General features: G+C 55.3%; 24 protein-coding genes. 18 read left to right on the forward strand and 6 right to left on the reverse strand.

Annotated features, from left to right (window positions below; genetic code table 11):
* Positions 1–30 precede the first annotated feature (30 nt).
* The 7 genes from pepP to QLG08_RS13260 all read left to right on the forward strand — a co-directional run bounded on the left by pepP (position 31) and on the right by QLG08_RS13260 (position 9,445).
* Positions 31–1,353, forward strand: a complete 1,323-nt coding sequence (gene pepP / locus QLG08_RS13230) for a Xaa-Pro aminopeptidase (protein ID WP_282472969.1) — start codon at positions 31–33, stop codon at positions 1,351–1,353.
* Complete coding sequence (ubiH, locus tag QLG08_RS13235; protein ID WP_105087647.1) at positions 1,350–2,528, forward strand: 2-octaprenyl-6-methoxyphenyl hydroxylase; 1,179 nt, start codon at positions 1,350–1,352, stop codon at positions 2,526–2,528. Before pepP ends, ubiH begins: the two co-directional genes overlap by 4 nt.
* Positions 2,529–2,541: 13 nt before the next feature.
* A complete protein-coding gene (gene ubiI, locus QLG08_RS13240) occupies positions 2,542–3,744 on the forward strand; it encodes an FAD-dependent 2-octaprenylphenol hydroxylase (protein ID WP_105087648.1) in 1,203 nt (400 codons plus the stop codon).
* A gap of 432 nt (positions 3,745–4,176) precedes the next feature.
* On the forward strand, positions 4,177–5,274 hold the full coding sequence (gene gcvT, locus QLG08_RS13245; RefSeq protein ID WP_014594499.1) for a glycine cleavage system aminomethyltransferase GcvT: 1,098 nt from the start codon (positions 4,177–4,179) through the stop codon (positions 5,272–5,274).
* Positions 5,275–5,298: 24 nt separating this feature from the next.
* The gene (gene gcvH, locus QLG08_RS13250) at positions 5,299–5,685 is read left to right on the forward strand and encodes a glycine cleavage system protein GcvH (protein ID WP_072138276.1); all 387 of its coding nucleotides are present in this window, start codon (positions 5,299–5,301) and stop codon (positions 5,683–5,685) included.
* Positions 5,686–5,766: 81 nt separating this feature from the next.
* Positions 5,767–8,640 (forward strand): aminomethyl-transferring glycine dehydrogenase, encoded by a 2,874-nt coding sequence (gcvP, locus tag QLG08_RS13255; RefSeq protein ID WP_275233763.1) that lies wholly within the window; start codon positions 5,767–5,769, stop codon positions 8,638–8,640.
* A 61-nt stretch (positions 8,641–8,701) separates the two neighbouring features.
* Complete coding sequence (locus QLG08_RS13260) at positions 8,702–9,445, forward strand: SDR family oxidoreductase (RefSeq protein ID WP_282472970.1); 744 nt, start codon at positions 8,702–8,704, stop codon at positions 9,443–9,445.
* A 34-nt stretch (positions 9,446–9,479) separates the two neighbouring features.
* Here the strand turns inward: QLG08_RS13260 and QLG08_RS13265 are convergent, their stop codons facing one another.
* A complete protein-coding gene (locus QLG08_RS13265; RefSeq protein WP_014594496.1) occupies positions 9,480–10,907 on the reverse strand; it encodes a 6-phospho-beta-glucosidase in 1,428 nt (475 codons plus the stop codon).
* 114 nt (positions 10,908–11,021) lie between these two features.
* Positions 11,022–11,741 (reverse strand): MurR/RpiR family transcriptional regulator, encoded by a 720-nt coding sequence (locus QLG08_RS13270; RefSeq protein WP_014594495.1) that lies wholly within the window; start codon positions 11,739–11,741, stop codon positions 11,022–11,024.
* A gap of 163 nt (positions 11,742–11,904) precedes the next feature.
* On the opposite strand from QLG08_RS13270, the gene QLG08_RS13275 reads away from it, so the two are divergent.
* The gene (locus QLG08_RS13275; protein ID WP_282472971.1) at positions 11,905–12,558 is read left to right on the forward strand and encodes a hemolysin III family protein; all 654 of its coding nucleotides are present in this window, start codon (positions 11,905–11,907) and stop codon (positions 12,556–12,558) included.
* A gap of 34 nt (positions 12,559–12,592) precedes the next feature.
* Here the strand turns inward: QLG08_RS13275 and ygfZ are convergent, their stop codons facing one another.
* Positions 12,593–13,579: a tRNA-modifying protein YgfZ gene (ygfZ, locus tag QLG08_RS13280; protein WP_028715754.1), complete on the reverse strand. Its 987-nt coding sequence runs from the start codon at positions 13,577–13,579 to the stop codon at positions 12,593–12,595.
* A gap of 224 nt (positions 13,580–13,803) precedes the next feature.
* Between ygfZ and sdhE the strand changes: the two genes are divergently transcribed.
* Together sdhE and QLG08_RS13290 are read left to right on the forward strand one after the other, a co-directional pair.
* On the forward strand, positions 13,804–14,070 hold the full coding sequence (gene sdhE, locus QLG08_RS13285) for an FAD assembly factor SdhE (RefSeq protein ID WP_041457788.1): 267 nt from the start codon (positions 13,804–13,806) through the stop codon (positions 14,068–14,070).
* A complete protein-coding gene (locus QLG08_RS13290) occupies positions 14,045–14,458 on the forward strand; it encodes a protein YgfX (protein ID WP_013027051.1) in 414 nt (137 codons plus the stop codon). Before sdhE ends, QLG08_RS13290 begins: the two co-directional genes overlap by 26 nt.
* 138 nt (positions 14,459–14,596) lie before the next feature.
* Here QLG08_RS13290 and fldB read toward each other — a convergent pair whose 3' ends face one another.
* The gene (gene fldB, locus QLG08_RS13295; protein ID WP_013027050.1) at positions 14,597–15,115 is read right to left on the reverse strand and encodes a flavodoxin FldB; all 519 of its coding nucleotides are present in this window, start codon (positions 15,113–15,115) and stop codon (positions 14,597–14,599) included.
* 102 nt (positions 15,116–15,217) lie between these two features.
* Between fldB and xerD the strand changes: the two genes are divergently transcribed.
* The 6 genes from xerD (at position 15,218) to QLG08_RS13325 (ending at position 22,046) form a co-directional block, all read left to right on the forward strand.
* A complete protein-coding gene (gene xerD, locus QLG08_RS13300) occupies positions 15,218–16,111 on the forward strand; it encodes a site-specific tyrosine recombinase XerD (protein WP_013027002.1) in 894 nt (297 codons plus the stop codon).
* A gap of 22 nt (positions 16,112–16,133) precedes the next feature.
* Positions 16,134–16,847, forward strand: a complete 714-nt coding sequence (gene dsbC / locus QLG08_RS13305) for a bifunctional protein-disulfide isomerase/oxidoreductase DsbC (RefSeq protein WP_015699601.1) — start codon at positions 16,134–16,136, stop codon at positions 16,845–16,847.
* A gap of 3 nt (positions 16,848–16,850) precedes the next feature.
* Entirely contained in the window at positions 16,851–18,590 is a 1,740-nt protein-coding gene (gene recJ / locus QLG08_RS13310) for a single-stranded-DNA-specific exonuclease RecJ (protein WP_013027000.1), read from the forward strand.
* A gap of 200 nt (positions 18,591–18,790) precedes the next feature.
* A protein-coding gene (prfB, locus tag QLG08_RS13315; RefSeq protein ID WP_104933680.1) for a peptide chain release factor 2 occupies positions 18,791–19,889 on the forward strand; the annotation gives its coding sequence in 2 pieces (ribosomal slippage) (positions 18,791–18,865 and positions 18,867–19,889; 1,098 coding nt in all).
* Between the two features lie 9 nt (positions 19,890–19,898).
* The gene (lysS, locus tag QLG08_RS13320) at positions 19,899–21,419 is read left to right on the forward strand and encodes a lysine--tRNA ligase (protein ID WP_013026998.1); all 1,521 of its coding nucleotides are present in this window, start codon (positions 19,899–19,901) and stop codon (positions 21,417–21,419) included.
* Positions 21,420–21,551: 132 nt separating this feature from the next.
* Positions 21,552–22,046 carry a cupin domain-containing protein gene (locus QLG08_RS13325; protein ID WP_013026997.1) on the forward strand — a complete coding sequence of 165 codons (495 nt, stop codon included), beginning with the start codon at positions 21,552–21,554 and terminating at the stop codon, positions 22,044–22,046.
* On the opposite strand, the gene QLG08_RS13330 is transcribed toward QLG08_RS13325, so the two are convergent.
* The gene (locus QLG08_RS13330; protein ID WP_013026996.1) at positions 22,043–22,669 is read right to left on the reverse strand and encodes a hypothetical protein; all 627 of its coding nucleotides are present in this window, start codon (positions 22,667–22,669) and stop codon (positions 22,043–22,045) included. The genes QLG08_RS13325 and QLG08_RS13330 overlap by 4 nt on opposite strands.
* A gap of 367 nt (positions 22,670–23,036) precedes the next feature.
* Here QLG08_RS13330 and QLG08_RS13335 point away from each other — a divergent pair, with 367 nt between their 5' ends.
* Positions 23,037–24,200 carry an MFS transporter gene (locus QLG08_RS13335; RefSeq protein WP_028715749.1) on the forward strand — a complete coding sequence of 388 codons (1,164 nt, stop codon included), beginning with the start codon at positions 23,037–23,039 and terminating at the stop codon, positions 24,198–24,200.
* Here the strand turns inward: QLG08_RS13335 and QLG08_RS13340 are convergent.
* Complete coding sequence (locus QLG08_RS13340; protein ID WP_013026994.1) at positions 24,197–25,117, reverse strand: LysR family transcriptional regulator; 921 nt, start codon at positions 25,115–25,117, stop codon at positions 24,197–24,199. The two genes, QLG08_RS13335 and QLG08_RS13340, sit on opposite strands and share 4 nt — an antisense overlap.
* Positions 25,118–25,217: 100 nt before the next feature.
* Here QLG08_RS13340 and lysA point away from each other — a divergent pair, with 100 nt between their 5' ends.
* Positions 25,218–26,468 carry a diaminopimelate decarboxylase gene (lysA, locus tag QLG08_RS13345; protein ID WP_019104749.1) on the forward strand — a complete coding sequence of 417 codons (1,251 nt, stop codon included), beginning with the start codon at positions 25,218–25,220 and terminating at the stop codon, positions 26,466–26,468.
* Positions 26,469–26,489: the final 21 nt, after the last annotated feature.

Below are 26,489 nucleotides of genomic sequence, written 5' to 3' on the forward strand. Positions count from 1 at the left end.
AGCTATCTGAGTTTAACAGGGAGTGCAGACATGATTTCACTGGAAAATTTTCAGCAGCGCCGTCAGGCGCTGCTGGCGAAAATGGTTCCGGGCAGCGCAGCGTTAATTTTTGCCGCGCCTGAAGTAACGCGCAGTAATGATAGCGAATATCCGTTTCGTCAGAACAGCGACTTCTGGTACTTCACGGGGTTCAATGAGCCTCAGGCGTTACTGGTGCTGATCAAAAGTGATGAGAACCACAATCACAGTGTGCTGTTTAATCGTGTTCGCGACCTGACTGCAGAAATCTGGTTTGGCCGCCGTCTGGGACAGGATGCTGCGCCCGCTAAGCTCGGCGTGGATCGTGCCCTTCCCTGGAACGATATTGGTGAACAACTCCACCTGCTGCTGAACGGCCTGGATGAGGTTTACCACGCGCTGGGCCAATATGCTGAAGCCGATAAACTGGTGTTCGGTGCGCTGGATAAACTGCGGCAGGGTTTTCGCCAGAATCTCAGCGCGCCTGCCAGCCTGACAGACTGGCGTCCCTGGGTGCATGAGATGCGCCTGTTCAAAAGTCCGGAAGAGATTGCCATTCTGCGCCGTGCGGGTGAGATCAGTGCGCTGGCGCATACGCGCGCAATGCAGGCCTGTCGTCCGGGCCTGTACGAATATCATCTGGAAGGCGAAATTCATTACGAATTTAACCGCCACGGTGCGCGATTCCCGTCTTACAACACGATTGTGGGTTCCGGCGAAAACGGCTGCATTCTGCACTACACCGAAAACGAGTGTGAGATGCAGGACGGTGATCTGGTGCTTATCGATGCCGGATGTGAATGGCAGGGCTATGCGGGTGACATTACCCGGACGTTCCCGGTTAACGGTAAATTCACTCAGCCGCAGCGGGCGGTGTACAACATCGTACTCAAATCACTGGAAACGGCACTGTCCCGATTCCGCCCTGGCGTTAGCATCCGCGAGGTTAATGATGACGTCGTGCGCATTATGGTCACTGGACTGGTTGAGTTGGGGATAATGCAGGGCGAGGTAGATACGCTGATCGCTGAAGATGCCCATCGTAAATTCTTTATGCATGGTCTGGGCCACTGGTTGGGTCTGGATGTCCACGATGTGGGGCACTACGGCACACCAAGCCGCGATCGTATTCTGGAGCCGGGCATGGTTATCACCGTCGAACCGGGGTTGTATATCGCGCCCGATGCTGACGTCCCTGTGGAATACCGTGGTATCGGCATCCGCATCGAGGATGACATTGTGATTACCGAAACCGGTATTGAGAACCTCACCGACAGCGTCGTGAAAGATCCTGATGCAATCGAATCGCTGATGGCGGCGGCACGCGCGTTATGACCATTCTTATCGCCGGTGGAGGAATGACCGGCGCCACCCTGGCGCTGGCCATCGCGCACCTGACACAGGGTAAACTGCCCGTGACGCTGATTGAAAGCAGCGAGCCTGGCAGCCGTGCGCATCCGGGCTATGACGGCCGGGCGATTGCGCTGTCTGCCGGAACCTGCCAGCAGCTTGCTGATATCAATCTCTGGCAGCGGATTTCCCCCCGTGCCACACCGATTACCACGATTCACGTATCCGATCGCGGCCATGCCGGTTTCGTGTCACTCGCCGCCAGCGATTATGCGATTCCCGCGCTGGGGCAGGTGGTTGAATTATTCGACGTAGGGCAAAGCCTGTTCACACAGTTAAAACAGGCACCTGGCGTCACACTGCGCTGTCCCGCGCGCGTCACTCAGGTGGCCCGATCCCAGGAAAGCGTGCGGGTCACGCTTGATAATGATGAACAACTGGAAGGCGATGTGCTGGTAGCCGCTGATGGCACCCGTTCAGCCGTTGCGGCCGCCTGCGGCATGCAGTGGCACACCGAGCCTTATCAGCAGTTAGCGCTTATTGCCAACGTCACCAGTGAACTTCCCCATCAGGGCCGGGCTTTTGAACGCTTTACCGAGTTTGGCCCGTTGGCGCTGTTGCCAATGTCAGATAATCGCCTCTCGCTGGTGTGGTGCCATCCGCTGGATCAGCGCCCGCAGGTCGAAAGCTGGAGTGACGAGGCGTTTCTCAGCCAGCTTCAGCGCGCGTTTGGCTGGCGACTGGGCAAATTTATCCATACCGGTAAGCGTGACGTTTATCCGTTAGCGCTGCAGCAGGCCGATTCGGTGGTTTCCCATCGCGTCGTTACGGTTGGTAACGCGGCACAGACGCTGCATCCTATTGCCGGTCAGGGGTTCAATCTTGGCCTGCGTGACGTGATGTCGCTTTCAGAAACCCTGGCAACCGCGCACCGACAGCAGCAGGACCCTGGCAGCTATGCGGTCCTGCAACATTACCGCCAACGTCGCCAGCAGGATCGGGCCATTACCGTGGGCATCACTGACGGCCTGGTGCGTATGTTTGCCAACCGCCATGCGCCGCTGGTCGTCGGGCGCAACCTTGGCCTGCTGGCAATGGATCACCTGCCATGGCTGAGAAATCTTCTGGCCGAGCGTACGCTCGGCTGGGTTAAGCGTTAACTGAGAGGCACTGATGCAAACTTACGATGTAGTGGTCGCCGGTGGCGGTATGGTGGGTCTGGCAGTAGCCTGCGGTCTGCAAGGGAGCGGATTACGCATTGCCGTGCTGGAGCAGTCTGCCGGGCCGCAATTTGATGCAGGCGCATCGCCATCCGTACGCGTATCCGCAATTAACGCGGCCAGTGAACGTCTTTTGCAGAAGCTGGACGTCTGGTCAACGATTCTGTCGCTCCGTGCCAGCCCTTATCAGGCAATGGAGGTCTGGGATCGCGACAGCTTCGGTACGATCGCATTTGACGGTGAGCAGCAGGGCCTGACGCATCTTGGGCACATCATCGAAAACCCTGTGATCCACAGCGCCTTATGGCAGCGCGCCAGCCAGTGCAGTGATGTTACGCTGCTGCCTGCTTCCCAACTGCAGCAGGTGGCCTTTGGCGATAATGAAGCCTTTATTACGCTGCAGGATGGCAGCATGATGAGTGCACGGCTAATGGTGGCGGCGGACGGGGCCAACTCCTGGTTGCGTAACAAAGCCGATATTCCCCTGACGTTCTGGGATTACGATCATCATGCGCTGGTCGGGAATATTCGCACGGCGCTGCCACACGACGGCGTAGCGCGCCAGGTTTTTCACGGCGATGGCATTCTGGCTTTCCTGCCGATGCAGGATCCCCATCTTTGTTCTATCGTCTGGTCTCTTTCTCCTCAGGAAGCCAGCCGTCTCGAAACCATGCCGGAGGCGCTGTTTAATCAACAACTGTCGGTCGCGTTCGATATGCGCCTGGGGCTGTGCCAGTTGGAAGGCGAGCGCAAGTGTTTCCCGCTTACGGCACGCTATGCACGTAACTTTGCCGCTCACCGGCTGGCGCTGGTGGGCGATGCGGCACATACCATTCATCCGCTGGCAGGACAGGGCGTTAACTTGGGTTTCATGGATGCTGCTGAGCTGATTGGCGAAATCCGCCGCCTGCACCAGCAGGGCAAAGATATCGGCGAGCACCTTTATCTGCGCCACTACGAGCGCAGTCGCAAACACAGCGCTGCCATGATGCTTGCCGGAATGCAGGGTTTTCGTGAACTGTTTGCAGGCAATCATCCAGCCAAAAAGCTGTTTCGCGATCTGGGCCTGAAACTGGCTGACAACCTGCCGGGCGTGAAGCCGGTAATGCTGCGTCAGGCCATGGGCCTGAACGATATGCCAGCATGGCTGCGGTAACGCCGCTCACCCGTAAAAAGCCAGCATAATTGCTGGCTTTTTTTATGCTCACCCTCCGCTGTACCGTAAAAATGCAGGGCTGCACTCTGACTGCGCATCGTTTGATTTATTCTAATTTTGCGTGAAGTTTCGCATTACTTTTTTTTATCCATGGCTGTTTTCGACCCGCTATTTTTTTAACATCCTGCTGGACTGCGCGCATAAATTTGCTGTGAATAAATCACTATGGCGTATTTATTGCGTGGTTAATCACAAAATTATAGTTTTTTATCCTGATTAACCCGGGGCCTGGTTAGGCTGTGCAACGTCTTTCGACCTCGCTTTGCTTATGGTTAATCGCCTGATTCGGTGGTAACGTCAAGGCAAAGAGAACGTTTGCGTCGGCTACATGGCGCGTGGTTTCAAACTCACTCGTTTCTGCACAGGATAGTTATGACTCAGCACACACCTTTGTTTGAACAGCACCAGGCAAATGGCGCGCGGATGGTGGATTTCCACGGTTGGATGATGCCGTTGCACTATGGCTCTCAGATGGATGAGCATCATGCCGTGCGCAGCGACGCGGGCATGTTCGATGTTTCGCACATGACCATTGTGGATTTAAAAGGTGAGCGCACGCGCGAGTTTTTGCGCTTCCTGCTGGCAAACGACGTCGCCAAACTGACTCAGCCGGGCAAAGCCCTGTATACCGGCATGCTGAATGCTTCCGCTGGCGTAATTGATGATTTAATTGTTTATTTTATGGACGAGACGTTTTTTCGTCTGGTGGTCAACTCCGCGACGCGTGAAAAAGATCTGGCCTGGATCGGCGAGCATGCACAGGGTTACGGCGTCGCGTTAACAGAACGTGACGATCTCGCACTCATTGCTGTACAGGGCCCGCAGGCACAGCAAAAAGCCCAAACCTTATTCAGTGACGCACAGCGCCAGGCTGTACAGGGCATGAAGCCATTCTTCGGCGTGCAGGCCGGTGAACTGTTCATTGCCACAACCGGTTATACCGGCGAAGCGGGCTATGAAATTGCGCTGCCTGCCGCCGATGCCGTCGGATTCTGGCAGCGTTTGTTGAGTGCGGGCGTCAAACCCGCCGGGCTGGGCGCACGCGACACCTTGCGTCTGGAAGCGGGTATGAATCTTTACGGTCAGGAAATGGACGAGAGCGTATCGCCGCTGGCGGCCAATATGGGCTGGACCATTAGCTGGGAACCTGGCGACCGCCACTTTATCGGACGTGAAGCGCTGGAAAGCCAGCGAGAAAAGGGCACTGAAAAACTGGTTGGGCTGATCCTCACGGAAAAAGGCGTTCTACGTAACGGGTTGCCGGTGCGTTTTACCGATCAGCAGGGTCAGTTGCAGCAGGGGGTGATCACCAGCGGTTCCTTCTCACCGACGTTGGGTTACAGCATTGCACTGGCCCGCGTGCCGGCAGGGATTGGGGAAAACGCGATTGTTGAGATCCGTAACCGTGAAATGCCTGTGAAAGTCACTAAACCAATTTTCGTTCGCGCCGGAAAACCGGTTGCGCAGTAAAACATAATTACAGGAGAAAGGGCGATGAGCAATGTGCCAGTGGAGTTGAAGTACCGCGACAGTCACGAATGGCTGCGCAAAAACGCGGACGGTACCTATACCGTTGGTATCACCGAACATGCGCAGGAGTTGCTCGGCGATATGGTGTTTGTTGACCTGCCTGAGGTCGGTGCCACTTTCTCTGCCGGAGAAGAGTGCGCAGTTGCGGAATCGGTCAAAGCCGCTTCAGACATTTACGCGCCCATCAGCGGTGAAATCGTTGCCGTCAACGACGCCCTTAACGATTCCCCTGAACAGGTTAACAGCGAGCCTTATGAAGGCGGCTGGTTATTCCAGATTAAGGCCAGCGATGAGTCAGAAATCGACTCGCTGCTGGATGCGGATGCTTATAAAGCCTCCATTGACGAGTAATCGTCGTGCGGCCTCAAACTGAGGCCGCAGATATCTGACTTGCATTCTCTGTTCCCCAGCCCGATTCAGGATTTACAGCTCATGACTCAGACTCTCAGCCAGCTTGAATACAACGGTGCCTTCATTGAGCGCCATATTGGTCCGTCGCCAGAACAACAGGCCGTCATGCTGGAGGCGATCGGTGCCAGCTCTCTGGCGTCGTTGATTGGTTCTATCGTTCCCGCCGACATTCAGTTGCCAGGCCCGCCAGCGGTGGGCGATGCCGCAACTGAACAACAGGCGCTGGCTGAGTTGAAGGCCATTGCCGGGCAAAACCTGCTTTATAAATCCTGGATCGGCATGGGATACAGCGCGGTGATTACGCCGCCGGTGATTTTGCGAAATATGCTGGAGAACCCCGGCTGGTACACGGCGTATACGCCGTATCAGCCAGAAGTGTCGCAGGGACGGCTTGAAGCCCTGCTTAACTTCCAGCAGGTTACGATCGATTTGACCGGCATGGACATTGCCTCCGCTTCTCTGCTGGATGAAGCGACCGCCGCCGCCGAAGCGATGGCGATGTCAAAACGCATCAGCAAACTGAAAAACGCGACCCGGTTCTTTATCGCTGACGATATTCATCCGCAAACGCTGGACGTCGTGCGTACCCGTGCCGAAACCTTTGGCTTTGAACTGATTATCGACAGCCCGGCCAAAGCACTGGACCACGACAACCTGTTTGGTGTGCTGCTACAGCAGGTGGGCACCACGGGAGAAGTACACGACTACACCCACCTGATTAGCGAGCTGAAAGCGCGCAAGGTGGTTGTCAGCGTCGCTGCCGACTTTATGGCGCTGGTGCTGCTGACATCTCCGGGCAAACAAGGCGCGGATATCGTGTTCGGTTCGGCCCAACGCTTTGGTGTGCCAATGGGTTATGGTGGCCCGCATGCTGCCTTCTTCGCCAGCCGCGACGAACATAAGCGTTCAATGCCTGGCCGCATTATCGGCGTTTCCCGCGATGCCGCAGGCAACACCGCCTTGCGCATGGCGATGCAAACCCGTGAGCAGCATATCCGTCGCGAAAAAGCGAACTCCAATATCTGTACTTCTCAGGTGCTGCTGGCCAATATCGCCGGGCTGTATGCCGTGTTCCACGGGCCGGTCGGGCTGAAACGTATTGCGTCGCGTATCCACCGCTTTACCGATATTCTGGCTGCCGGACTGCAGCGTGGCGGGCTTAAACTGCGTCATAGCCATTGGTTTGACACACTAACGGTAGAGGTTGCGGATAAAGCGGGCGTACTCAACCGTGCGCTGAGCTTCGGTGTGAACCTGCGTAGCGACATTCTCAATGCCGTCGGTATCACGCTGGATGAAACCACGCGCCGTGAAGACATCGTTACACTGTTCGCTATTTTGCTGGGGGATGAGCACGGCCAGGATATCGATCGACTCGACAGCCTGGTCACGGCTGACAACCCGTCCATTCCGGCCGCGCAGCAGCGTGAAAGCGAGATTCTGACGCATCCGGTGTTTAACCGTCATCACAGCGAAACTGAGATGATGCGCTATATGCACAGCCTGGAGAAAAAAGATCTGGCGCTGAATCAGGCCATGATTCCGTTGGGTTCCTGCACCATGAAACTCAATGCCGCCGCCGAGATGATCCCGATCACCTGGCCTGAATTTGCCGAACTGCACCCGTTCTGCCCGGCTGAACAGGCTGGCGGCTACCTGCAAATGATTGGGCAGCTTTCACAGTGGCTGGTTCAACTGACTGGTTACGATGCACTCTGCATGCAGCCTAACTCGGGTGCGCAGGGTGAATATGCCGGTCTGTTAGCGATTCGTCGTTATCACGAAAGCCGCGGTGAGGGTGAACGGCATCTCTGCCTGATCCCCAGCTCGGCGCACGGTACTAATCCGGCTTCGGCTCAGATGGCGGGCATGGATGTCGTGGTGGTCGCCTGTGACAAGCAGGGCAACATCGATCTGGGCGACCTGCGTGAAAAAGCGGCTCAGGCTGGCGATAAGCTGTCATGCATTATGGTGACCTATCCGTCCACCCACGGCGTTTACGAGGAAACTATTCGCGAGGTGTGCCAGATTGTGCATCAGTTCGGTGGCCAGGTTTATCTTGATGGCGCCAACATGAACGCGCAGGTAGGCATTACCACGCCGGGCTACATCGGCGCAGACGTTTCGCACCTTAACCTGCATAAAACCTTCTGCATCCCGCACGGCGGAGGTGGGCCGGGAATGGGACCGATCGGCGTGAAAGCCCATCTGGCGCCGTTTGTGCCGGGCCACAGCGTTGTACAAATTGACGGCATGCTGACGCAGCAGGGCGCAGTTTCCGCTGCGCCATTTGGCAGCGCGTCTATTTTGCCTATCAGCTGGATGTATATCCGTATGATGGGGGCAGAAGGGCTGAAGCAGGCCAGTTCGGTCGCGATCCTTAACGCTAACTATATTGCCAGCCGGCTAAAATCGGCCTATCCCATCCTGTATGCAGGGCGCGACGGCCGCGTAGCGCATGAATGTATTCTTGATATTCGTCCGTTAAAAGAGCAAACCGGTATCAGTGAACTGGATATCGCGAAACGCCTCATCGACTACGGTTTCCATGCGCCCACCATGTCGTTCCCGGTCGCCGGAACACTCATGGTCGAACCGACAGAATCAGAAGGCAAAATTGAACTGGACCGCTTTATTGATGCCATGCTGGCGATTCGCGTGGAAATCGGCCGGGTGGAAACGGGTGAGTGGTCACTTGAGGATAACCCGCTGGTTAACGCGCCTCATACACAAATGGAAGTCATCGGAGAATGGTCTCATTCCTACAGCCGTGAACTGGCCGTGTTCCCTGCAGGCAGCCACAATAAATACTGGCCAACGGTGAAGCGCCTGGACGATGTCTTTGGCGATCGTAACCTGTTCTGTTCGTGTGTCCCGATGAGCGATTATGCGTAAGTCAGCTTAACGCGTTAAGTTATGAGGGCCGATTTTCGGCCCTTTTTTTATGGAGGTTTGTATGCAGCTCGCACTCGTTACCGGCGGCAGTCGCGGCATTGGTCGCGCGACGTCCCTCTTACTGGCATCCCGAGGCTACCGGGTGGCGGTCAATTTCCGTTCACGTGCCAGTGAAGCCCATCAGGTTGTAGATGAGATTATACGTAACGGCGGTGAGGCCTTTAGCGTTCAGGCCGATATCAGCGATGAAACACAGGTGATGTCGCTGTTTCAACGGCTGGATCAGGAAGATCTGCCGCTCACGCTGCTGGTGAATAACGCCGGCATTCTGTTCCAACAATGTCGCCTTGAGCAGCTGGATGCCTCACGTATTCAGCAGGTTTTTGCCACGAATGTGCTTGGCACATTTCTTTGCTGTCGTGAAGCCGTCCGGCGCATGGGCACGCATCATGGCGGTCAGGGCGGCAGCATCGTCAATGTCTCCTCTGCAGCTGCCCGCACGGGGTCGCCAAACGAATATGTCGACTATGCGGCATCGAAAGGCGCAATGGACACCATGACCAAAGGCCTGTCGCTGGAAGTGGCCCAGCAGGGAATTCGGGTCAATGGCGTACGTCCGGGGATGATCTACACCGAGATGCATGCTGACGGCGGAGAACCCGGCAGGGTAGACAGGCTGGCCAGCGGCATACCAATGGGGCGTGGCGGCTATGCCGAAGAAATCGCAGAAGCCGTTGTCTGGTTAGCCAGCGATGCCGCTTCTTACATTACGGGCAGCATTATCGATGCTGCCGGCGGGCGCTAGAATGATGCCGCAGCAGGGCGCTGCGGCAAACGACTTACAGCTTTTCACCATTGCTGGCGATGACCTGTTGATACCAGGCAAAACTCTTTTTCCTGGAGCGCGAGAAGTCTCCGCTGCCGTCATCGTTTTTATTCACGTGAATAAAACCGTAACGCTTGTTGTACTGACCGGTAGTGAAAGACACGCAGTCGATACAGCCCCAGGGCGTGTACCCCATGAGATCCACCCCGTCATGAATGACGGCTTTTTTCATCTCTTCAATATGCGCGGCCAGATAATCAATGCGGTAATCATCCTCTATCACGCCCTGCGCATTCGGTTTGTCGATGGCGCCAAAACCGTTTTCAACAATAAACAGGGGTTTCTGATAGCGTTCATACACATCATTAAGAACATACCGCAGACCAACAGGATCGATCTGCCAGCCCCAGTCTGAGGCTTTAACGTGCGGATTTTTCACCGTGCCTTCGAAGCCGGTAATAGGATCATCAACGCCACTGGCGCGGGTCTGAACGGCTGTACTCATGTAATAACTGAAGCCCACATAATCGGCACAGCCATTGCGCAGGGTTTCAGCGTCTTCAGGCTCCATGTCGATATGATAGCCTTTGCGCGCCCACTCTTTCAGGGCGTAAGCCGGGTAGTAACCGCGCATCTGCACGTCGCTAAAGACATAGCGTTGATGCATCGCTTCCTGAGCGAGCATGACGTCATCCGGATGGCAGGAGAAGGGGTAAACCGGCACCATGGCGATCATGCAGCCAATCTTAAACTCCGGGTTGATCTCGTGGCCCAGCTTCACGACTTTGGCGCTGGCAACAAACTGGTGATGCATGACCTGATACATCGCCTGTTCAGGTTTTTCATGTTCCGTGAAAATAACGCCTGAGCAGCAGTAACCAAACAGCGGATATTGCCAGTTACGCTGGTTGTTAATTTCGTTAAAGGTCATCCAGTATTTCACTTTATTCTTATAACGCTTCAGCACAACTTCACTAAAGCGCACAAAGAAATCGACAACCTTACGATTGTGCCAGCCACCGTATTCTTTTACCAGGTGATAGGGCATTTCAAAATGGGAGAGAGTAATAACCGGCTCAATACCGTATTTAAGCAATTCATCAAACAGGTCGTCATAGAATTGCAGGCCGGCTTCATTGGGTTGCGGTTCATCGCCGTTAGGGAAAATACGGGTCCAGGCAATTGAGGTACGGAAGCATTTAAATCCCATCTCAGCAAACAGCGCGATATCCTGTTTGTAATGAGAATAAAATTCAACAGCCTGATGATTTGGATAGAATTTTCCAGGCTGGACGCCGTCGGTGATGACGCGGTCCACGCCATGAGCGCCGCCGGTCAGTACATCAGCAATACTGATGCCCTTACCGCCCTGATCCCAGCCGCCCTCTACCTGATGAGCCGCGACCGCGCCGCCCCACAGAAACGTTTTTGGTAAGCTCATTATGCACTCTCCCCTGAGGATTAAATTGGGGTGAGTGTAGCAAAGCACTTAATAATGTCACGCTATAACACCGCCGCGAAAAAGGGATTTGTTACAGCTAAAAAACGCTTTGTTTTATTTACCCAGTTGCCGACCCAGTGACTCGATAATATACATGACAGGCACCTGGGTCGTAATATCGCTCTGGTCGGGCATACGTATCACCGGTACATGATAGGACACCGTAAAGTCGCTCATTTTTGCCAGCGAGCAGGTTTCACTATTCGTAATGGCGATGATTTTACACTGATTCAGGTTGAACTGACTGGCAATGCGCAGCACCTCTTCCGTTTCGCCGGAGACAGAAAGAATAATGGCCAGGGCATTTTCATATAAACTCGGACTGATCGGATAATAGGGATCGTCGATCGCGTGGCTGAATTTGCCTACGTTCGAAAAAAAACGTGCCCCGTATTTCCCCAGGCTGCCCGATGTGCCGACACCAATAAAAAACACCCGCTCAGCCTGATTAATCATCCCCACAGCCCGATGTATGACCTGCTCAAACTCATCATTATTGATGCTTTTAAAAAAACTCAGCATATCTGCGATGCCGGAGACAGGCAGCGCAGGCGCGGTTTGTTCCCTGGCCAGACGCAGTCGGATACGGAATTCTGACCATCCTTCACACTGCATCTTGCGACAGAAGCGTAATACCGTTGTGGTCGATACCGCAGCCTGTTCAGCCAGCTCGCGAATGGTCATGTAACTGACGCTGTCACGATGTTTGATAATGTACTGATAAACCTGCATTTCAAGATCGTTCAGGGTAGCAAGATCGTGATGCGAGAACATGGAAAAGCTCACCCGGCAATTAACTGGCCCGCATTTTAACAGAATTCGAAGGGGAGGTGACCGCAATAATTATTTTAAGCTTACACTTGTACACTGAAAGTTTTTCTGGGTAATCTGTTGGACGATAAATCTGCAGTTGCTATCACTTTCAGGCAGGAATGTTATGAGTCACAAAAGTTTGCCGACGCAGGGTTATCCATTGGCAGAGGAAATTGCCAACAGTATTAGTCATGGACTGGGTTGTCTGTTCGGCATTGTAGGGTTAATGCTGCTGCTCGATAAGGCATCGGTCATGAATGCCGGGCTGACCGCCATTGTCAGCTCCAGCCTCTATGGCGGCAGTATGATTCTGCTGTTTCTGGCCTCAACGCTTTACCACGCCGTCAGCCACCCACGTGCGAAGCGCGTACTGAAAAAAGTGGATCACTGCGCAATCTACCTGTTAATTGCTGGCACCTACACGCCGTTTCTGATGGTTGGTCTGCAGTCGCCTCTCGCCTATGGGCTGATGGCGGTAATATGGGGCCTGGCACTGTTGGGCATTATTTTTAAGCTGACGATTGCCGAACGCTTTAAGGCACTGTCGCTGGTGACCTATCTCTGCATGGGATGGCTGTCGCTGATTGTGGTCTATCAGCTGGCGATGAAACTGTCGGCGGGGGGCATCTGGCTGCTGGCGTCGGGGGGCATTATCTATTCCCTGGGCGTGATTTTTTACGTCGCGCGTCGGGTGCCGTTTAACCATGCTATATGGCACGCGTTTGTTTTAGGCGGTTGTGTTTGCAATTTCTGCGCCATCTACTTCTACGTTATGTAACGTCACAGGGCGGGACGTGGTCCCGCCCCTGAACTCAGCTTTCTTCCAGCGAGTAAGGCAAGGGCTGAATCATCAGCTTACCGCCTTCATCGCCTTCAACCCGTAATACGCTGTCCGGCTCCAGATCGTTGTTCATGACCACCTGCACCCAGATGACGCCGTCGTCCAGTTGCACCGCAGCAAGAACGGTGCCCGTGCGACGCCAGCGCTCGCCCATCTGCAGCTCCAGGGAATCGTTGGCGGCGGGCAGGTGGCTGGCTTGTCCTGACAGCCAGTAGAGCGCCCGTTTATTCGCGCCCCGGTATTTGGCTCTGGCCACCATCTCCTGGCCGGTATAGCAGCCCTTTTTAAAGCTAATCGCGTCCAGCGCCTGCATGTTTGCGGCCTGGGGAATAAACTGCGCGCTGGTGGCTGCGCCAATAACCGGAATTCCGGCTTCGATGTCCAGGGCCAGCCACTGGGTGCTGTCATTGAACTGCGCATCGTCTGCCAGCGTCTGCTTCAGGGCATCGGCCTGGGCGGGCGACGTGACCAGCAGAAAGCGTTCTGCTGGATGGGCAAACCACAGCAGCGTGGTGTCGCCCTGCTGTACCACCGGGGTGGTGCTGTCAGGCAGCGTGTCAAAAACATTGGCCAGCGCCGCGCGGGCCTGGAAACCCGCCACGCCCAGCAGTGCGACATCGTCATCCGCGGTCAGGGTAACTTTAGAAAATACGGCGTATTTTTTTAACTCCGGCAGCTGAGTGTCCCGCAACTCACGACGCACCAAATAGGCATAACCCTCAGCGCGATGAAACAGGCGCAGGTTGCTCCACATCTTGCCCTTGGCGTCACAGTGGGCGGCAGGCAGGTGATGAGAGGCATCCAGTGCCGCCACATCCAGGGTCAACTGGCCTTGTAAATAGGACGTGCTGTCAGGGCCGACCACGGCAACCAGTGCCCAGGCATCCAGAGACATTAACGTGAGCGGCAGACGTGATGAGGCCGCAGGTTGGCGTGGGGGAAGCGTAAATGTTGGCATCGATAAATCCTGAGTCTGAAGGTTCATCCGAAACAATGTCTTCAATGGTAAAAGAGCACACTGGCAATGCAACCTGTTTACTAAAGAGGGCGCACAAAACGCGTGCCGATGTGTAAAAAAAGCCTGAGTCTGCGGCGCGTTGCACAGGGTCGGTTTGTGAACCTGCAGCCAGCAGTAATCCAGGGTACACTAGCTGCCACGATGTGAAATGTGGAAACGAATGCATGGATATTCATAATAAATCGCGCGTTCAATGGGCCTGCCGTCGTGGCATGCTGGAACTGGATGTCGCTATTATGCCGTTCTTTAAGTACGAATATGACACGTTAAATGATACCGATAAGCAGGTGTTTATCGCACTGCTGAAAAGTGACGATCCCGATCTTTTCAACTGGATGATGAACCACGGTGAGCCTGCCGATCCCGAGCTGAAACGCATGGTGAATCTGATTCAGCAGCGTAATCGTGAACGCGGTCCGGTGGCAATGTAAACTTCATCCCTCTTTGCGCGCACGCCTGATCCTCGCACTGATGCTGTCAGTAACGATAGCAGGCGTTGGCATTATGGAACTGCCTGCGGCAGAGTGGATGATAAAGCCCGGGCTGGTCGTGGTGGTGCTGTGGGAAGGATGGAAACAGGATCGCCGCTTGCGTCAACGGCATGGACGGTTACGGCGCGACAGCAATCGTGAGTGGCACTGGCAGGGAGAAGACTGGCAAACGCAGCAGCCGTTGTACTGGTTGCCTGGCGCGGTGTTGCTGGTCGCACGAAACCGCAAGGGCAAGATCTTACGGCTCTGGCTGATGCAGGACAACATGCAGCCAGAGGCGTGGCGCGCCTTGCGGTCATGCTGTTTCAGCGAAACCGCAAGACGCTAAATAGCGTGCCCTGAACAGCGCATCACGAGAAAGCGTGCCGATTTCAGAACACGCTTTTCCAGGTCAGGCTTTCCAAATACAGGCGTATCGACGGCGCGTCCTTTGCCAGGATTTCAGGATTGCGTTTTAGCGCGCGGCTTAAAGCCGCTCGGCGGTTTCCGTCAGAATCTGCTCGCACCACTGCTCAACGCGCTCATCCGTGGCTTCAAACTGATTGACGTCATCCAGCGCCAGTCCGACAAATTGCTTGCCGTCGGCACTCAGCGGTTTGGGGCTGGTAAAGTCATAGCCGTCCAGCGGCCAGTAGCCCACAAACTGCACCCCCATCGGCTGGAGCAGTTCATGTAGCATGCCTAAAGCATCCAGAAACCACTCACCGTAGCCAATCTGGTCGCCCATGCCGTACAGCGCCACGATCTTGTTGCGCAAATTGAGCGTCGGCAACTGGGGCCAGATAGCCTCCCAGTCCTCCTGCAGCTCGCCAAAGTCCCAGGTGGGAATCCCCAAAATCAACAGATCATAGTCTTCCATCAGACGCGGATCGTCATCTTTCACGTTGTGCAACGTCACCAGCTCGTCGCCAATAAAATCCCGAATTTTCTCCGCTACGATTTCGGTGTAACAGGTACTTGAACCGTAAAAAAGACCTATTTTCATGCAGATAGTGCTCTGTTAATCCTGACTTTGGCGTAATTGTATCAGAAGCAGGGTTGAATCAGGCATAATGAGCACGATTTCATACTGAACGGTGGGGAAAACGTGCAAGATAGTGAACTGACAGAACAGTTTCTTGATGCGCTGTGGATCGAGCGCAATCTGGCGCAAAATACCCTGTCCTCCTATCGGCAGGATCTGCAAACTCTCACCGGCTGGCTGGCGCATCACGGCTTAACGCTGACAACTCTGAGCGCGCCCGATCTGCAACAGTTTCTCGCGGAGAGACTGGAAGGCGGCTATAAAGCCTCCAGCTCTGCACGCCTGCTCAGCGCCATGCGCCGTCTGTTTCAGTATTTGTACCGCGAAAAGATGCGCACTGACGATCCCAGCGCGATGCTGGCCGCGCCCAAGCTGCCCCAGCGGTTGCCAAAAGATCTGAGTGAGGCGCAGGTGGATCGCCTGCTGCAGGCACCCGATGTCAACGTGCCGCTTGAACTGCGCGATAAAGCCATGCTGGAATTGTTATATGCCACCGGCTTACGGGTTTCGGAACTGGTGGGACTGACCCTGAATGACGTCAGCCTGCGCCAGGGCGTGGTGCGCGTGATCGGTAAAGGCAATAAAGAGCGGCTGGTGCCATTAGGTGAAGAGGCGGTTCACTGGCTGGAATACTATATGGAGCACGGGCGGCCGTGGTTGCTCAATGGGCAGACGCTGGACGTGTTTTTCCCCAGTAACCGTGCCCAGCAGATGACGCGGCAAACCTTCTGGCATCGTATCAAGCATTACGCCATGCTGGCGGGCATTGATAGCGAAAAGCTTTCTCCCCACGTGTTACGCCATGCTTTCGCCACGCATTTGCTGAACCATGGGGCTGACCTACGTGTCGTACAGATGTTACTGGGGCACAGCGACCTCTCAACGACGCAGATTTATACGCATGTCGCCACGGAACGTCTGCGACTGTTACATCAACAGCATCATCCGCGCGCATAGCTGGCGGAGAGTAAGGAAAACAATGAACAAACATGTTGCCATGCTGGCGCTGCTGGCCAGCGCTTTTTCCGGTTTGACCCACGCTGATGACAGCGCCATTCAGCTTTCCCTGAAGAAACTGGGTTTGCACCAGGCTGAGATCCAACCTGCACCGCTGCCGGGTTTTAAAACCGTGCTCACCGAAAGCGGCGTGCTGTACGTTACCGATGATGGTAAACACATGATCCAGGGACCGCTTTACGATGTCAGCGGTGCTCAGCCGGTCAACGTGACGAACGCGCTACTGGATAAAAAAGTTGAGGCGCTGGTTCCGGAAATGATCGTGTATAAAGCGCCCAAAGAGCAGCATGTGGTGACAGTGTTTACGGATATCACCTGTGGCTACTGCCACAAACTGCACGAACAAATGGCTGACTACAACGCGCTGGGCATCACCGTTCGCTATCTGGCTTTCCCACGTGAAGGCATGAACGGCAAAGTTGCCAGCGCCATGAAGGCCGTGTGGTGCAGCGCCGATCGCAATAAAGCCTTTGATGAGGCGATGAAAGGCGATGTGCCGAAGATGGATGCGCCAGCCTCCTGCACGATTGATATCGGCAAGCAGTACCAGCTTGGCGTACTGTTTGGTATCCAGGGCACGCCGGCGATTCTGACTGATAGTGGCATGATGATCCCCGGCTATCAAAGTCCACAGGAGCTCAAGCAGGTACTGGATAATCAAAAGCGTGGTGGTTAAGGCGTGGTAAAGCACGAAGTCGAGTTACGTCGCCGTGAAGCGGTAGCCGATTTGCCGGGGCTACCGGCAGATTTACCGCCGCTCCTGCGTCGGCTTTATCTGCAACGTGGCGTCACCAACGCCGCCGAGCTCGAAAGGGGCGCGAAAAACCTGCTCCCTTTCAGTGCACTGAGCGGCATAGACAAGGCCGTTAACCTGCTTCATCAGGCGCTGCTGGATGGCCGCTGCATTATGGTCGTCGGGGATTTCGACGCTGACGGTGCCACCAGTACCGCTCTGACGGTGCTGGCGCTGCGCAGCATGGGATGCAGCAACGTACAGTACCTGGTGCCCAATCGTTTCGAAGATGGCTACGGCCTGAGTCCGGAAGTGGTTGAGCAGGCCCGCGCGCGCGGTGCAGAGATGATTCTGACCGTCGATAACGGCATTTCGTCCCATGCGGGTGTGGCGCTTGCGCATCAGCACGGCATTGCGGTGTTGGTGACCGACCACCACTTACCGGGCGAAACGCTGCCTGACGCCGATGCTATCGTTAATCCCAACCTGCCTGACTGTCATTTCCCCTCTCGTTCGCTGGCGGGCGTGGGCGTCGCTTTCTATCTGATGATGGCCCTGCGCGCCCACTTGCGCACTCAGGGCTGGTTTGGCGTCACGCGGTCGGAACCCAATCTGGCCGACCTGCTCGATCTGGTGGCGTTGGGCACGGTGGCAGATGTGGTGCCGCTGGACGCCAACAACCGCATTTTAGTGTGGCAGGGCCTGAGCCGTATTCGGGCCGGAAAGTGCCGTCCGGGCATCAAGGCCCTGCTGGAAATCGCCAACCGCGATGCCCGACAGCTGGCCGCCAGCGACCTGGGTTTTGCCCTGGGGCCCCGGCTTAACGCTGCCGGTCGGCTGGACGATATGTCTGTCGGCGTGGCGCTGTTACTGACCGACGATCTCAGCCAGTCGCGCATGTTAGCCAGCGAACTGGATGCGCTTAACCAGATGCGCAAAGAGATTGAGCAGGGGATGCAGAGCGAGGCACTGGCGTTATGCCAAAAGCTGGAGAACGAGCAAACCGATTTGCCGCTGGGGCTGGCCTTTTATCATCCTGAGTGGCATCAGGGCGTGGTCGGGATTCTGGCTTCCCGCCTGAAAGAGCGTTTTCATCGCCCGGTTATTGCCTTCGCACCGGCCGGTGATGGCATGCTGAAGGGATCGGGACGATCGATTGCCGGTCTGCATCTGCGCGATGCGCTGGAGCGTCTTGATACGTTGCATCCTGGCCTGATGCAGAAGTTTGGTGGTCACGCGATGGCCGCCGGACTGTCGCTGGAAGAAGCCCGCTACGACGAGTTTCGTCAGCGTTTTGCGGACCTGGTGGGCGAATGGCTGGCCGGCGAAGCGTTGCAGGGCGTCATCTGGTCGGATGGTGCCCTGCAGCCCGCTGAATTTTCTCTTCAGACGGCGGAAGTGCTGCGTGATGCCGGCCCATGGGGCCAGTCTTTCCCTGAGCCCGCTTTCGACGGCCGGTTCAGGCTACTGCAGCAGCGCCTCGTTGGTGAACGTCACCTGAAGGTCATGGTTGAACCTCTGGAGGGCGGACCGCTGATCGACGGTATCGCGTTCAACGTGGATACCACGTTGTGGCCTGACAGCAGCGTGCGCCAGGTCGAACTGGCCTATCGGCTTGATATCAATGAGTATCGCGGCAATCGATCCGTCCAGCTGATCATTGAACATCTCTGGCCGCTCAGTTAGCCAGCGGTGACGGCGGGGCCTCACATTCCCGCCGTTGCCAGTTTAACCTTGCCACGCCCGCGTCGGCAGAGCCAGTCCAGCTGGCTCAACGAAAGATTAACCTCTGCGCATTTTCTCAACGCTACAAACCGCCGTCGGTTTCGGGTAAACTCGCAGGTTAAATTTCTTATTCCATCGAACGTAAAAAAGACGCTAAACACATGTTTGAAATCAACCCGGTCAAATACCGTATTCAGGACCTCAGCGAACGCAGCGACGTTCTTCGGGGGTATCTTTGACTACGATGCTAAGAAAGAACGCCTTGAGGAAGTAAACGCCGAGCTGGAACAGCCCGACGTCTGGAACGAGCCTGAACGCGCTCAGGCACTGGGCAAAGAACGCTCCTCCCTGGAAGCCATCGTGGATACGTTCGATCAGATGAGCCAGGGGCTGGAAGATGTGCAGGGGCTGCTTGATCTGGCGGTAGAAGCCGATGACGAAGAAACCTTCAACGAAGCGGTCGCCGAGCTGGACGCGCTGGAAGGCAAGCTCGGCGAGCTAGAGTTCCGCCGTATGTTCTCTGGCGAGTACGACAGCGCCGACTGTTACATCGATCTGCAGGCCGGTTCTGGTGGAACAGAAGCGCAGGACTGGGCCAGCATGCTGATGCGCATGTATCTGCGTTGGGCAGAAGCCAAAGGGTTCAAAACAGAAATTATTGAAGAGTCAGAAGGTGAAGTCGCGGGCATTAAGTCGGTGACGATTCGCGTGTCTGGCGATTACGCGTTTGGCTGGCTCCGCACCGAAACCGGCGTACATCGTCTGGTACGTAAGAGTCCATTTGACTCCGGTGGTCGCCGCCATACCTCCTTCAGTTCAGCCTTTATCTATCCGGAAGTGGATGACGATATTGATATCGACATCAACCCGGCTGACCTGCGTATTGACGTGTACCGCGCCTCTGGTGCAGGTGGTCAGCACGTTAACCGTACGGAATCGGCGGTGCGTATTACCCACGTTCCAACCGGTACGGTCACCCAGTGTCAAAACGATCGCTCTCAGCACAAAAACAAAGATCAGGCGATGAAGCAGATGAAGGCGAAGCTGTACGAGCTTGAAATGCAGAAAAAAAATGCCGAGAAGCAGATGCTGGAAGACAACAAGTCTGACATTGGCTGGGGCAGCCAGATCCGTTCTTATGTTCTGGACGACTCACGTATTAAAGATCTGCGTACCGGCGTGGAAACGCGCAACACGCAGGCGGTGCTGGATGGCGATCTGGACCGTTTCATTGAAGCAAGTTTAAAAGCAGGGCTATAAGGAACCGACATGTCTGAACAACAACCGCAGAGCGCTGACGTCGCACTTGAGTTAAATAACGAACTGAAAACGCGTCGCGAGAAGCTGAGCGTGCTGCGTGAAAACGGCGTGGCGTTTCCTAACGATTTTCGTCGTGATACCACCTCCGATCGGCTGCATGCCAGCTATGACGAGAAGAGTAACGAAGAGCTGGAAGACTTAGGCATTGAGGTCAGCGTGGCTGGCCGTATGATGACGCGCCGTATCATGGGCAAGGCGTCTTTCATTACCCTGCAGGACGTGGGCGGCCGCATTCAGCTGTACGTGGCACGTGACGATCTGGCTGAAGGTATCTACAACGAGCAATTCAAAAAATGGGACCTGGGCGATATCCTCGGCGCACGCGGTAAGCTGTTCAAAACCAAAACCGGCGAATTGTCGATTCACTGCTCAGAGCTGCGCTTGTTAACGAAAGCCCTGCGCCCGCTGCCAGACAAATTTCACGGTCTGGCCGATCAGGAAACGCGCTATCGTCAGCGCTATCTTGATCTGATCGCCAACGATGAATCACGCAACACCTTCAAAATCCGTTCGCAGATCATGGCCGGCATTCGTCAGTTCATGGTTGGACGCGATTTTATGGAAGTGGAAACGCCAATGATGCAGGTGATCCCGGGCGGCGCTTCAGCGCGTCCGTTTATCACGCATCACAACGCGCTGGATATCGATATGTATCTGCGTATTGCGCCAGAGCTGTATCTGAAACGCCTGGTGGTGGGCGGTTTCGATCGCGTGTTCGAGATCAACCGTAACTTCCGCAACGAGGGGATTTCGCCTCGTCACAACCCAGAGTTCACCATGATGGAACTCTATATGGCTTATGCGGATTACAAAGACCTGATTGAACTGACCGAAAGCCTGTTCCGTACGCTGGCGCAGGATATCCTGGGCAGCACGGTTGTGCCTTACGGTGAGCAGGAATTCGATTTTGGTAAGCCGTTTGAAAAACTCACCATGCGTGAAGCGATCAAGAAGTACCGTCCGGAAACCGATCTGGCCGATCTTGACGATTTCGACAAAGCGGTGGCGATTGCTCAGACCATTGGCATCAAAGTCGAGAAAAGCTGGGGCTTAGGGCGCGTAGTGACCGAAATTTTTGAAGAAACTGCTGAAGCACACCTGATTCAGCCAACCTTCATTACCGAGTATCCGGCTGAAGTGTCGCCGCTGGCCCGTCGCAACGACGAAAATCCTGAGATCACCGATCGCTTTGAGTTCTTTATTGGCGGACGTGAAATCGGCAACGGTTTCTCTGAGCTTAACGATGCGCAGGATCAGGCTGAGCGTTTCCTGCAGCAGGTGAATGCGAAAGATGCGGGCGATGATGAAGCGATGTTCTACGACGAGGATTATGTCACCGCCCTGGAACATGGTTTACCGCCAACGGCAGGCTTAGGCATTGGTATTGACCGCATGGTCATGCTGTTTACCAACAGCCACACCATCCGCGACGTAATTCTGTTCCCGGCGTTGCGCCCAGGCTCAAAGTAATTATCAGATGCTGGTTAAAGGCCGGGTGATTCCGGCCTTTTTTATTTCTGCTCTGCAACCCGCCACGGCATGTGCGCTTGAGTAATCCCCCCTCGTCTGCCAGGCTGACAATCTCAACCTGGAGCGATCATCATGAAGCAACGTCCTGACTGCATTCTTCACTGGCAAGCGCTGGAAGGCGAAGACAACGAACATTATTCCGATAGCGATGAGCTGATGTCCATTGGTACACCACTGGCGAAACTGTCTGGATTAACCCGGCTGGGCATTCATCATGAAAGGTTGCCGCCCGGACGCCGCATGTCTTATCCCCATGCGGAAAGTGCGGAAGAGGAGTTTATCTTCGTGCTGGAAGGTTATCCACACGCGTGGATCAATGGCGAATTGTATCCGCTGTCACCGGGAGAAGCCGTGGCGTTTCCGGCCGGTACCGGCATTTGTCACACCTTTATCAATAACAGCGACGCCGACGCGCGCTTTCTGGTGATCGGCGAGGTCAGCAAAGCGGAGAACCGCATTACCTATCCGCTAAACCGCGACTACGAAGCCACGCGCGAAGACAAGTGGCTTAACCCACCGCAACAGCAGATGGGCACACATCCCGGACTGCCGGACGAAAAGCCTTAAGATTTCACAGCATTATCCAGCCAGGTCTGGAAGCGTGAGTAGGGCACATAGAGCGCCACATCTTTATACAGCGTTTTTCCGCTCTTGTTGTCGTTGATGCGCTGGCTGTAACCCACAATCACGCCTGCCAGCGTGTCGTCAGATGCATTATAAACCGCGCCCCCTGACATGCCCTTAACCACGCCCGCATTGGCGGCCACGACAACGCAGTTCGCTTTGTTCCAGTCATTTGCCAGCGTGGTGTTCACAAGGTTTTTCCCGGTAGAGCTCACGGGCATTGCAGAGATGAAGCTGTAGCCGTAAAGATTCACTTTGTCGCCAATATGGCTGTTACGGAAGGACGGTGGCAGGTTGGCTTCGCTGTTCTTGTGGTAGACGACCGCGAGATCGCACTCAGGATGCCAGGCTTTCACGCGGTAAAGCGAATATTTTGCGACGTGGGCGGCCGTGAGGCTGTAGTCAGGGGTAAGGGGAATAGTCGTGCCCAGCGTGCCCAGCCCCAGCACGGTGGGAATGCCTGTTACGGTCATATCCACGCGCTTCTCTGCTTCTCTACTGTATTCATAATGGCCGACTGAGCAGCCTGTAAGACTGATTACCATCAAAACGATAAGCCGTTGCATTTTCTCTCTCCGCGTCAGTTGGACTGCATTTCATCTGGCGATTCATAAGAGCTATATCGGCAACGCTAATACTTTATTGATAACTAAAATCGGTATTAGCAAAAAAACGGCTACTTCGCTGGCAACCTTTATCATCGTCCGGTGCGTTACGCGGCGGCATCCTCGCTAACTGTATGTTTAATAAGCCTGGTTGATGTGTGTGTCAATTATTGCCATACACGCAATAGATTGTTGTTGTTATGTGAGTATCAGATGACAGGTAGCTATGCTGTAATACGTAGTGTGATATAGATCATAAATTATAGCTCGTTTATCAGGATGCATGCGTCATCCGTCTCGTTGTAATTATCATTTTTGGGAGAGTGTTATGCCTGTTGCATTGCTTGCACTGGCGCTGAGTGCGTTCGCTATCGGAACCACTGAGTTTGTGATCATGGGCCTGTTGCCGGAGGTCGCAAACGATTTGCGCGTGTCCATTCCGTCCGCAGGTTGGTTAATTAGCGGCTATGCATTAGGCGTAGCAATCGGTGCACCGATCATGGCGCTGTTAACGGCGAAGTTGCCCCGTAAAAAAACGCTGATTCTGTTGATGGTAATTTTTATTATCGGCAATCTGCTGTGTGCTCTGGCCTACAGCTATAACCTGCTGATGCTGGCACGGGTGATTACCGCCCTCTGTCACGGAGCTTTCTTTGGGATTGGATCGGTGGTCGCGGCCAGTCTGGTTTCCGCCGATCGTCAGGCTTCTGCCGTGGCGTTGATGTTTACCGGTCTGACGCTGGCCAATGTATTAGGCGTGCCGTTGGGAACCTGGTTTGGTCAGCTGTTTGGCTGGCGTGCGACATTCTGGGGCGTTTCGGCTATCGGCGTACTGGCCTTCATTGCCTTAATCACCAGCCTGCCGGGAAATAAGAATGAGAAGCCGGTCGATCTGGCGAGCGAAATCAGCGCGCTGGCCAACGGCAAACTGTGGCTGTCATTACTGATGACGGTCTGTTTTGCTGCCGCCATGTTTGCCCTGTTTAGCTACATAGCACCGCTGCTGCTGCAGGTTACCGGCATCAGCGATCGTGGCGTGAGCTGGACGTTGTTTCTGATTGGCGCGGGCCTGACCGTGGGCAATATTCTGGGGGGCAAAATGGCCGACCGCAAAGTCTCCCTGAGCCTGATAGGCAGTTTTTCGCTGATTACGCTGTTCTCACTGCTGTTTAGCTGGACCAGCCACGCGCTCTGGCTGGCGGAGATCACCTTGTTCCTGTGGGCAATGGCAACCTTTGCCACGGTTCCCGGCCTGCAGATCAATGTGGTGCGTCACGGTAAAGCGGCACCTAATCTGGTTTCCACCCTTAATATTTCTGCCTTTAACGTTGGCAATGCGCTTGGCGCTTGGGTGGGCGGCGCGGTGATTGCGCGCGGCTATGGACTGACCGCGGTTCCTGTTGCCGCCGCCGCGCTGGCGGCGGTTGGACTGATGGTTTGCTTGATCACCTTCCGCAAATCCGGCGGTGCTGCGGCCCGCGTGCATGCCTAAGCGAGTCTGTCCGCAATCTGCTCAGGAAAACGGGCCACCTGTTGCTGCAGGTGGTTCACAAACGCCTCTACCAGCGCGGATGCCGGCCGATGCTGCGGCCTGACGAGGCTAACGGTAAAAGGCACAGCGACGCTAAAAGGGCGCATCACCACACCGCTGTCGGCGTAATCCAGCGCCGTCAGCGGATTAACCACTGAGATCCCCACTCCGGCCTGCACCATCGCGCACACGGACGCCGCGCTATGGGTTTCCATCACCATCCTGCGTGTCACACCTTGCTCATGAAACAGTGCGTCGAGCAGCTGGCGGTAGCTATCCGTGCGCGACAGGCTGACATAGTTCTCACCGGCGAAGTCCTGCGGCGTCAGCAAGGCGCGCTGCGCCAGGCGATGGTGCTGCGGTAACACGCACACTTCATCGCAGGTCAGCAGCGCCTGGCGATCGGTCCCGGCGGGGGCGTGCTGCGTTTCCGTAATGCCCAGATCGTAACGCTGAGCCGACAACCACTCTTCCAGTAACGGGGATTCCTGCGGAATAATGTTCAGACTGACATCAGGGTAGCGCTGCAAAAAGGTCTGGCAGACGGGCGGCAGCAGTGACTGGGAAAAAACCGGCAGGCAGGCGATAGAGAGCTCACCCTGGCGAAACTGGCGTAATCCCTCTGCGGCATCAATGATGCGGTCCAGCCCATACCATGAGCGTTGCACCTCTTCGAACAGCCGTAAGCCCTGTACGGTAGGCTGTAAGCGGCCGCGCACGCGCTCAAACAGCGTCAGACTCAGCTGCCGTTCCAGTCGCGCCAGCTCGCGGCTGACGGTAGGCTGGGACGTCTGCAGCAGGGTCGCAGCCTGCGTAAGGTTTCCGCTGGTCATAACAGCATGAAAAATCTCGATATGCCGCCAGTTGATTTTTGCCATGCATCATTCCATATCATTTTTGCATAGATGCTATTAAAACAGATATTTTTCGGCATGGCACGATTCTGGCTTAATGGTTTTATTGCCACAGGAGAAACCCATGCCTCGTCCACTTAATACCACCGAAACCGCCCTGAACGTCGATAATTTACTGCCGCTGGCACGTCAGTACAGCGGCCCGTTCTGGGCTTATGATGCGCAGGTTATCCAACAGCGTATTGCTCAACTCCACGCATTTGATGTGGTGCGCTTTGCGCAAAAAGCCTGTTCTAACACCCACATTCTGCGCCTGATGCATTCTGCGGGCGTTAAGGTTGATTCGGTTTCCCTGGGCGAAATTGAGCGTGCGCTGGTGGCCGGCTTTCAGCCTGACAGTGACGAAATCGTATTCACTGCCGATGTCCTGGATAACCCTACGCTTGCCAGGATTGCAGAGCTTAAGGTGCCGGTTAACGCCGGATCCGTCGATATGCTGCATCAACTGGGTGCCGTTTCGCCAGGACATGCCGTCTGGCTACGCATTAACCCGGGCTTTGGTCACGGGCACAGCCAAAAAACCAATACCGGTGGCGAAAACAGTAAGCACGGTATCTGGCCCAGCGATTTGCCCGCTGCTCAGGCGGCTATCGAACAATATGGACTGCGCCTGATCGGCATTCATATGCATATCGGTTCAGGCGTGGACTATGCGCACCTGCAGCAGGTCTGCGATGCCATGGTGGATTTGGTCGTGGAATTTGGCCAGGATCTTGAGGCTATCTCTGCCGGAGGCGGTTTATCCATTCCCTATCACTACGGGGAAGAGGCGATCGATACCGATCACTATTTTGGCCTGTGGGACGCGGCACGCCAGCGCGTGGCGGACCATCTGGGCCATGCCGTGAAGCTGGAAATCGAACCCGGCCGTTTCCTGGTCGCGGAGTCAGGCGTGCTGGTCTCTCAGGTTCGGGCAGTAAAAGAGATGGGCAGCCGCCACTTTGTGCTGGTGGATGCAGGCTTCAGTGATCTGATGCGCCCCTCCATGTACGGCAGCTACCATCATATCTCTGTGATGGCGGGCGATAACCGGGCGATCGATGAACAGGCAACGATCGACAGCGTGGTTGCAGGCCCTCTGTGCGAGTCGGGCGATGTTTTCACCCAGCTTGAAGGTGGCAAGGTGGAAACCCGGGCTATTCCGGCCGCGAAAGTCGGGGATTATCTGGTGTTTCACGACACCGGCGCTTACGGCGCATCGATGTCCTCAAACTACAACAGCCGCCCACTGATTCCTGAGATCCTGTTTGAAAACGGCGAGCCGAGAGAAATCCGCCGCGCGCAGCGCATTGAAGATCTGCTGGCGCTGGAATGAGGCTACTGCGCCTGTTGAAAG

This window comes from Pantoea sp. V106_11 (assembly GCF_029967885.1).
GTDB lineage: Bacteria > Pseudomonadota > Gammaproteobacteria > Enterobacterales > Enterobacteriaceae > Pantoea > Pantoea ananatis.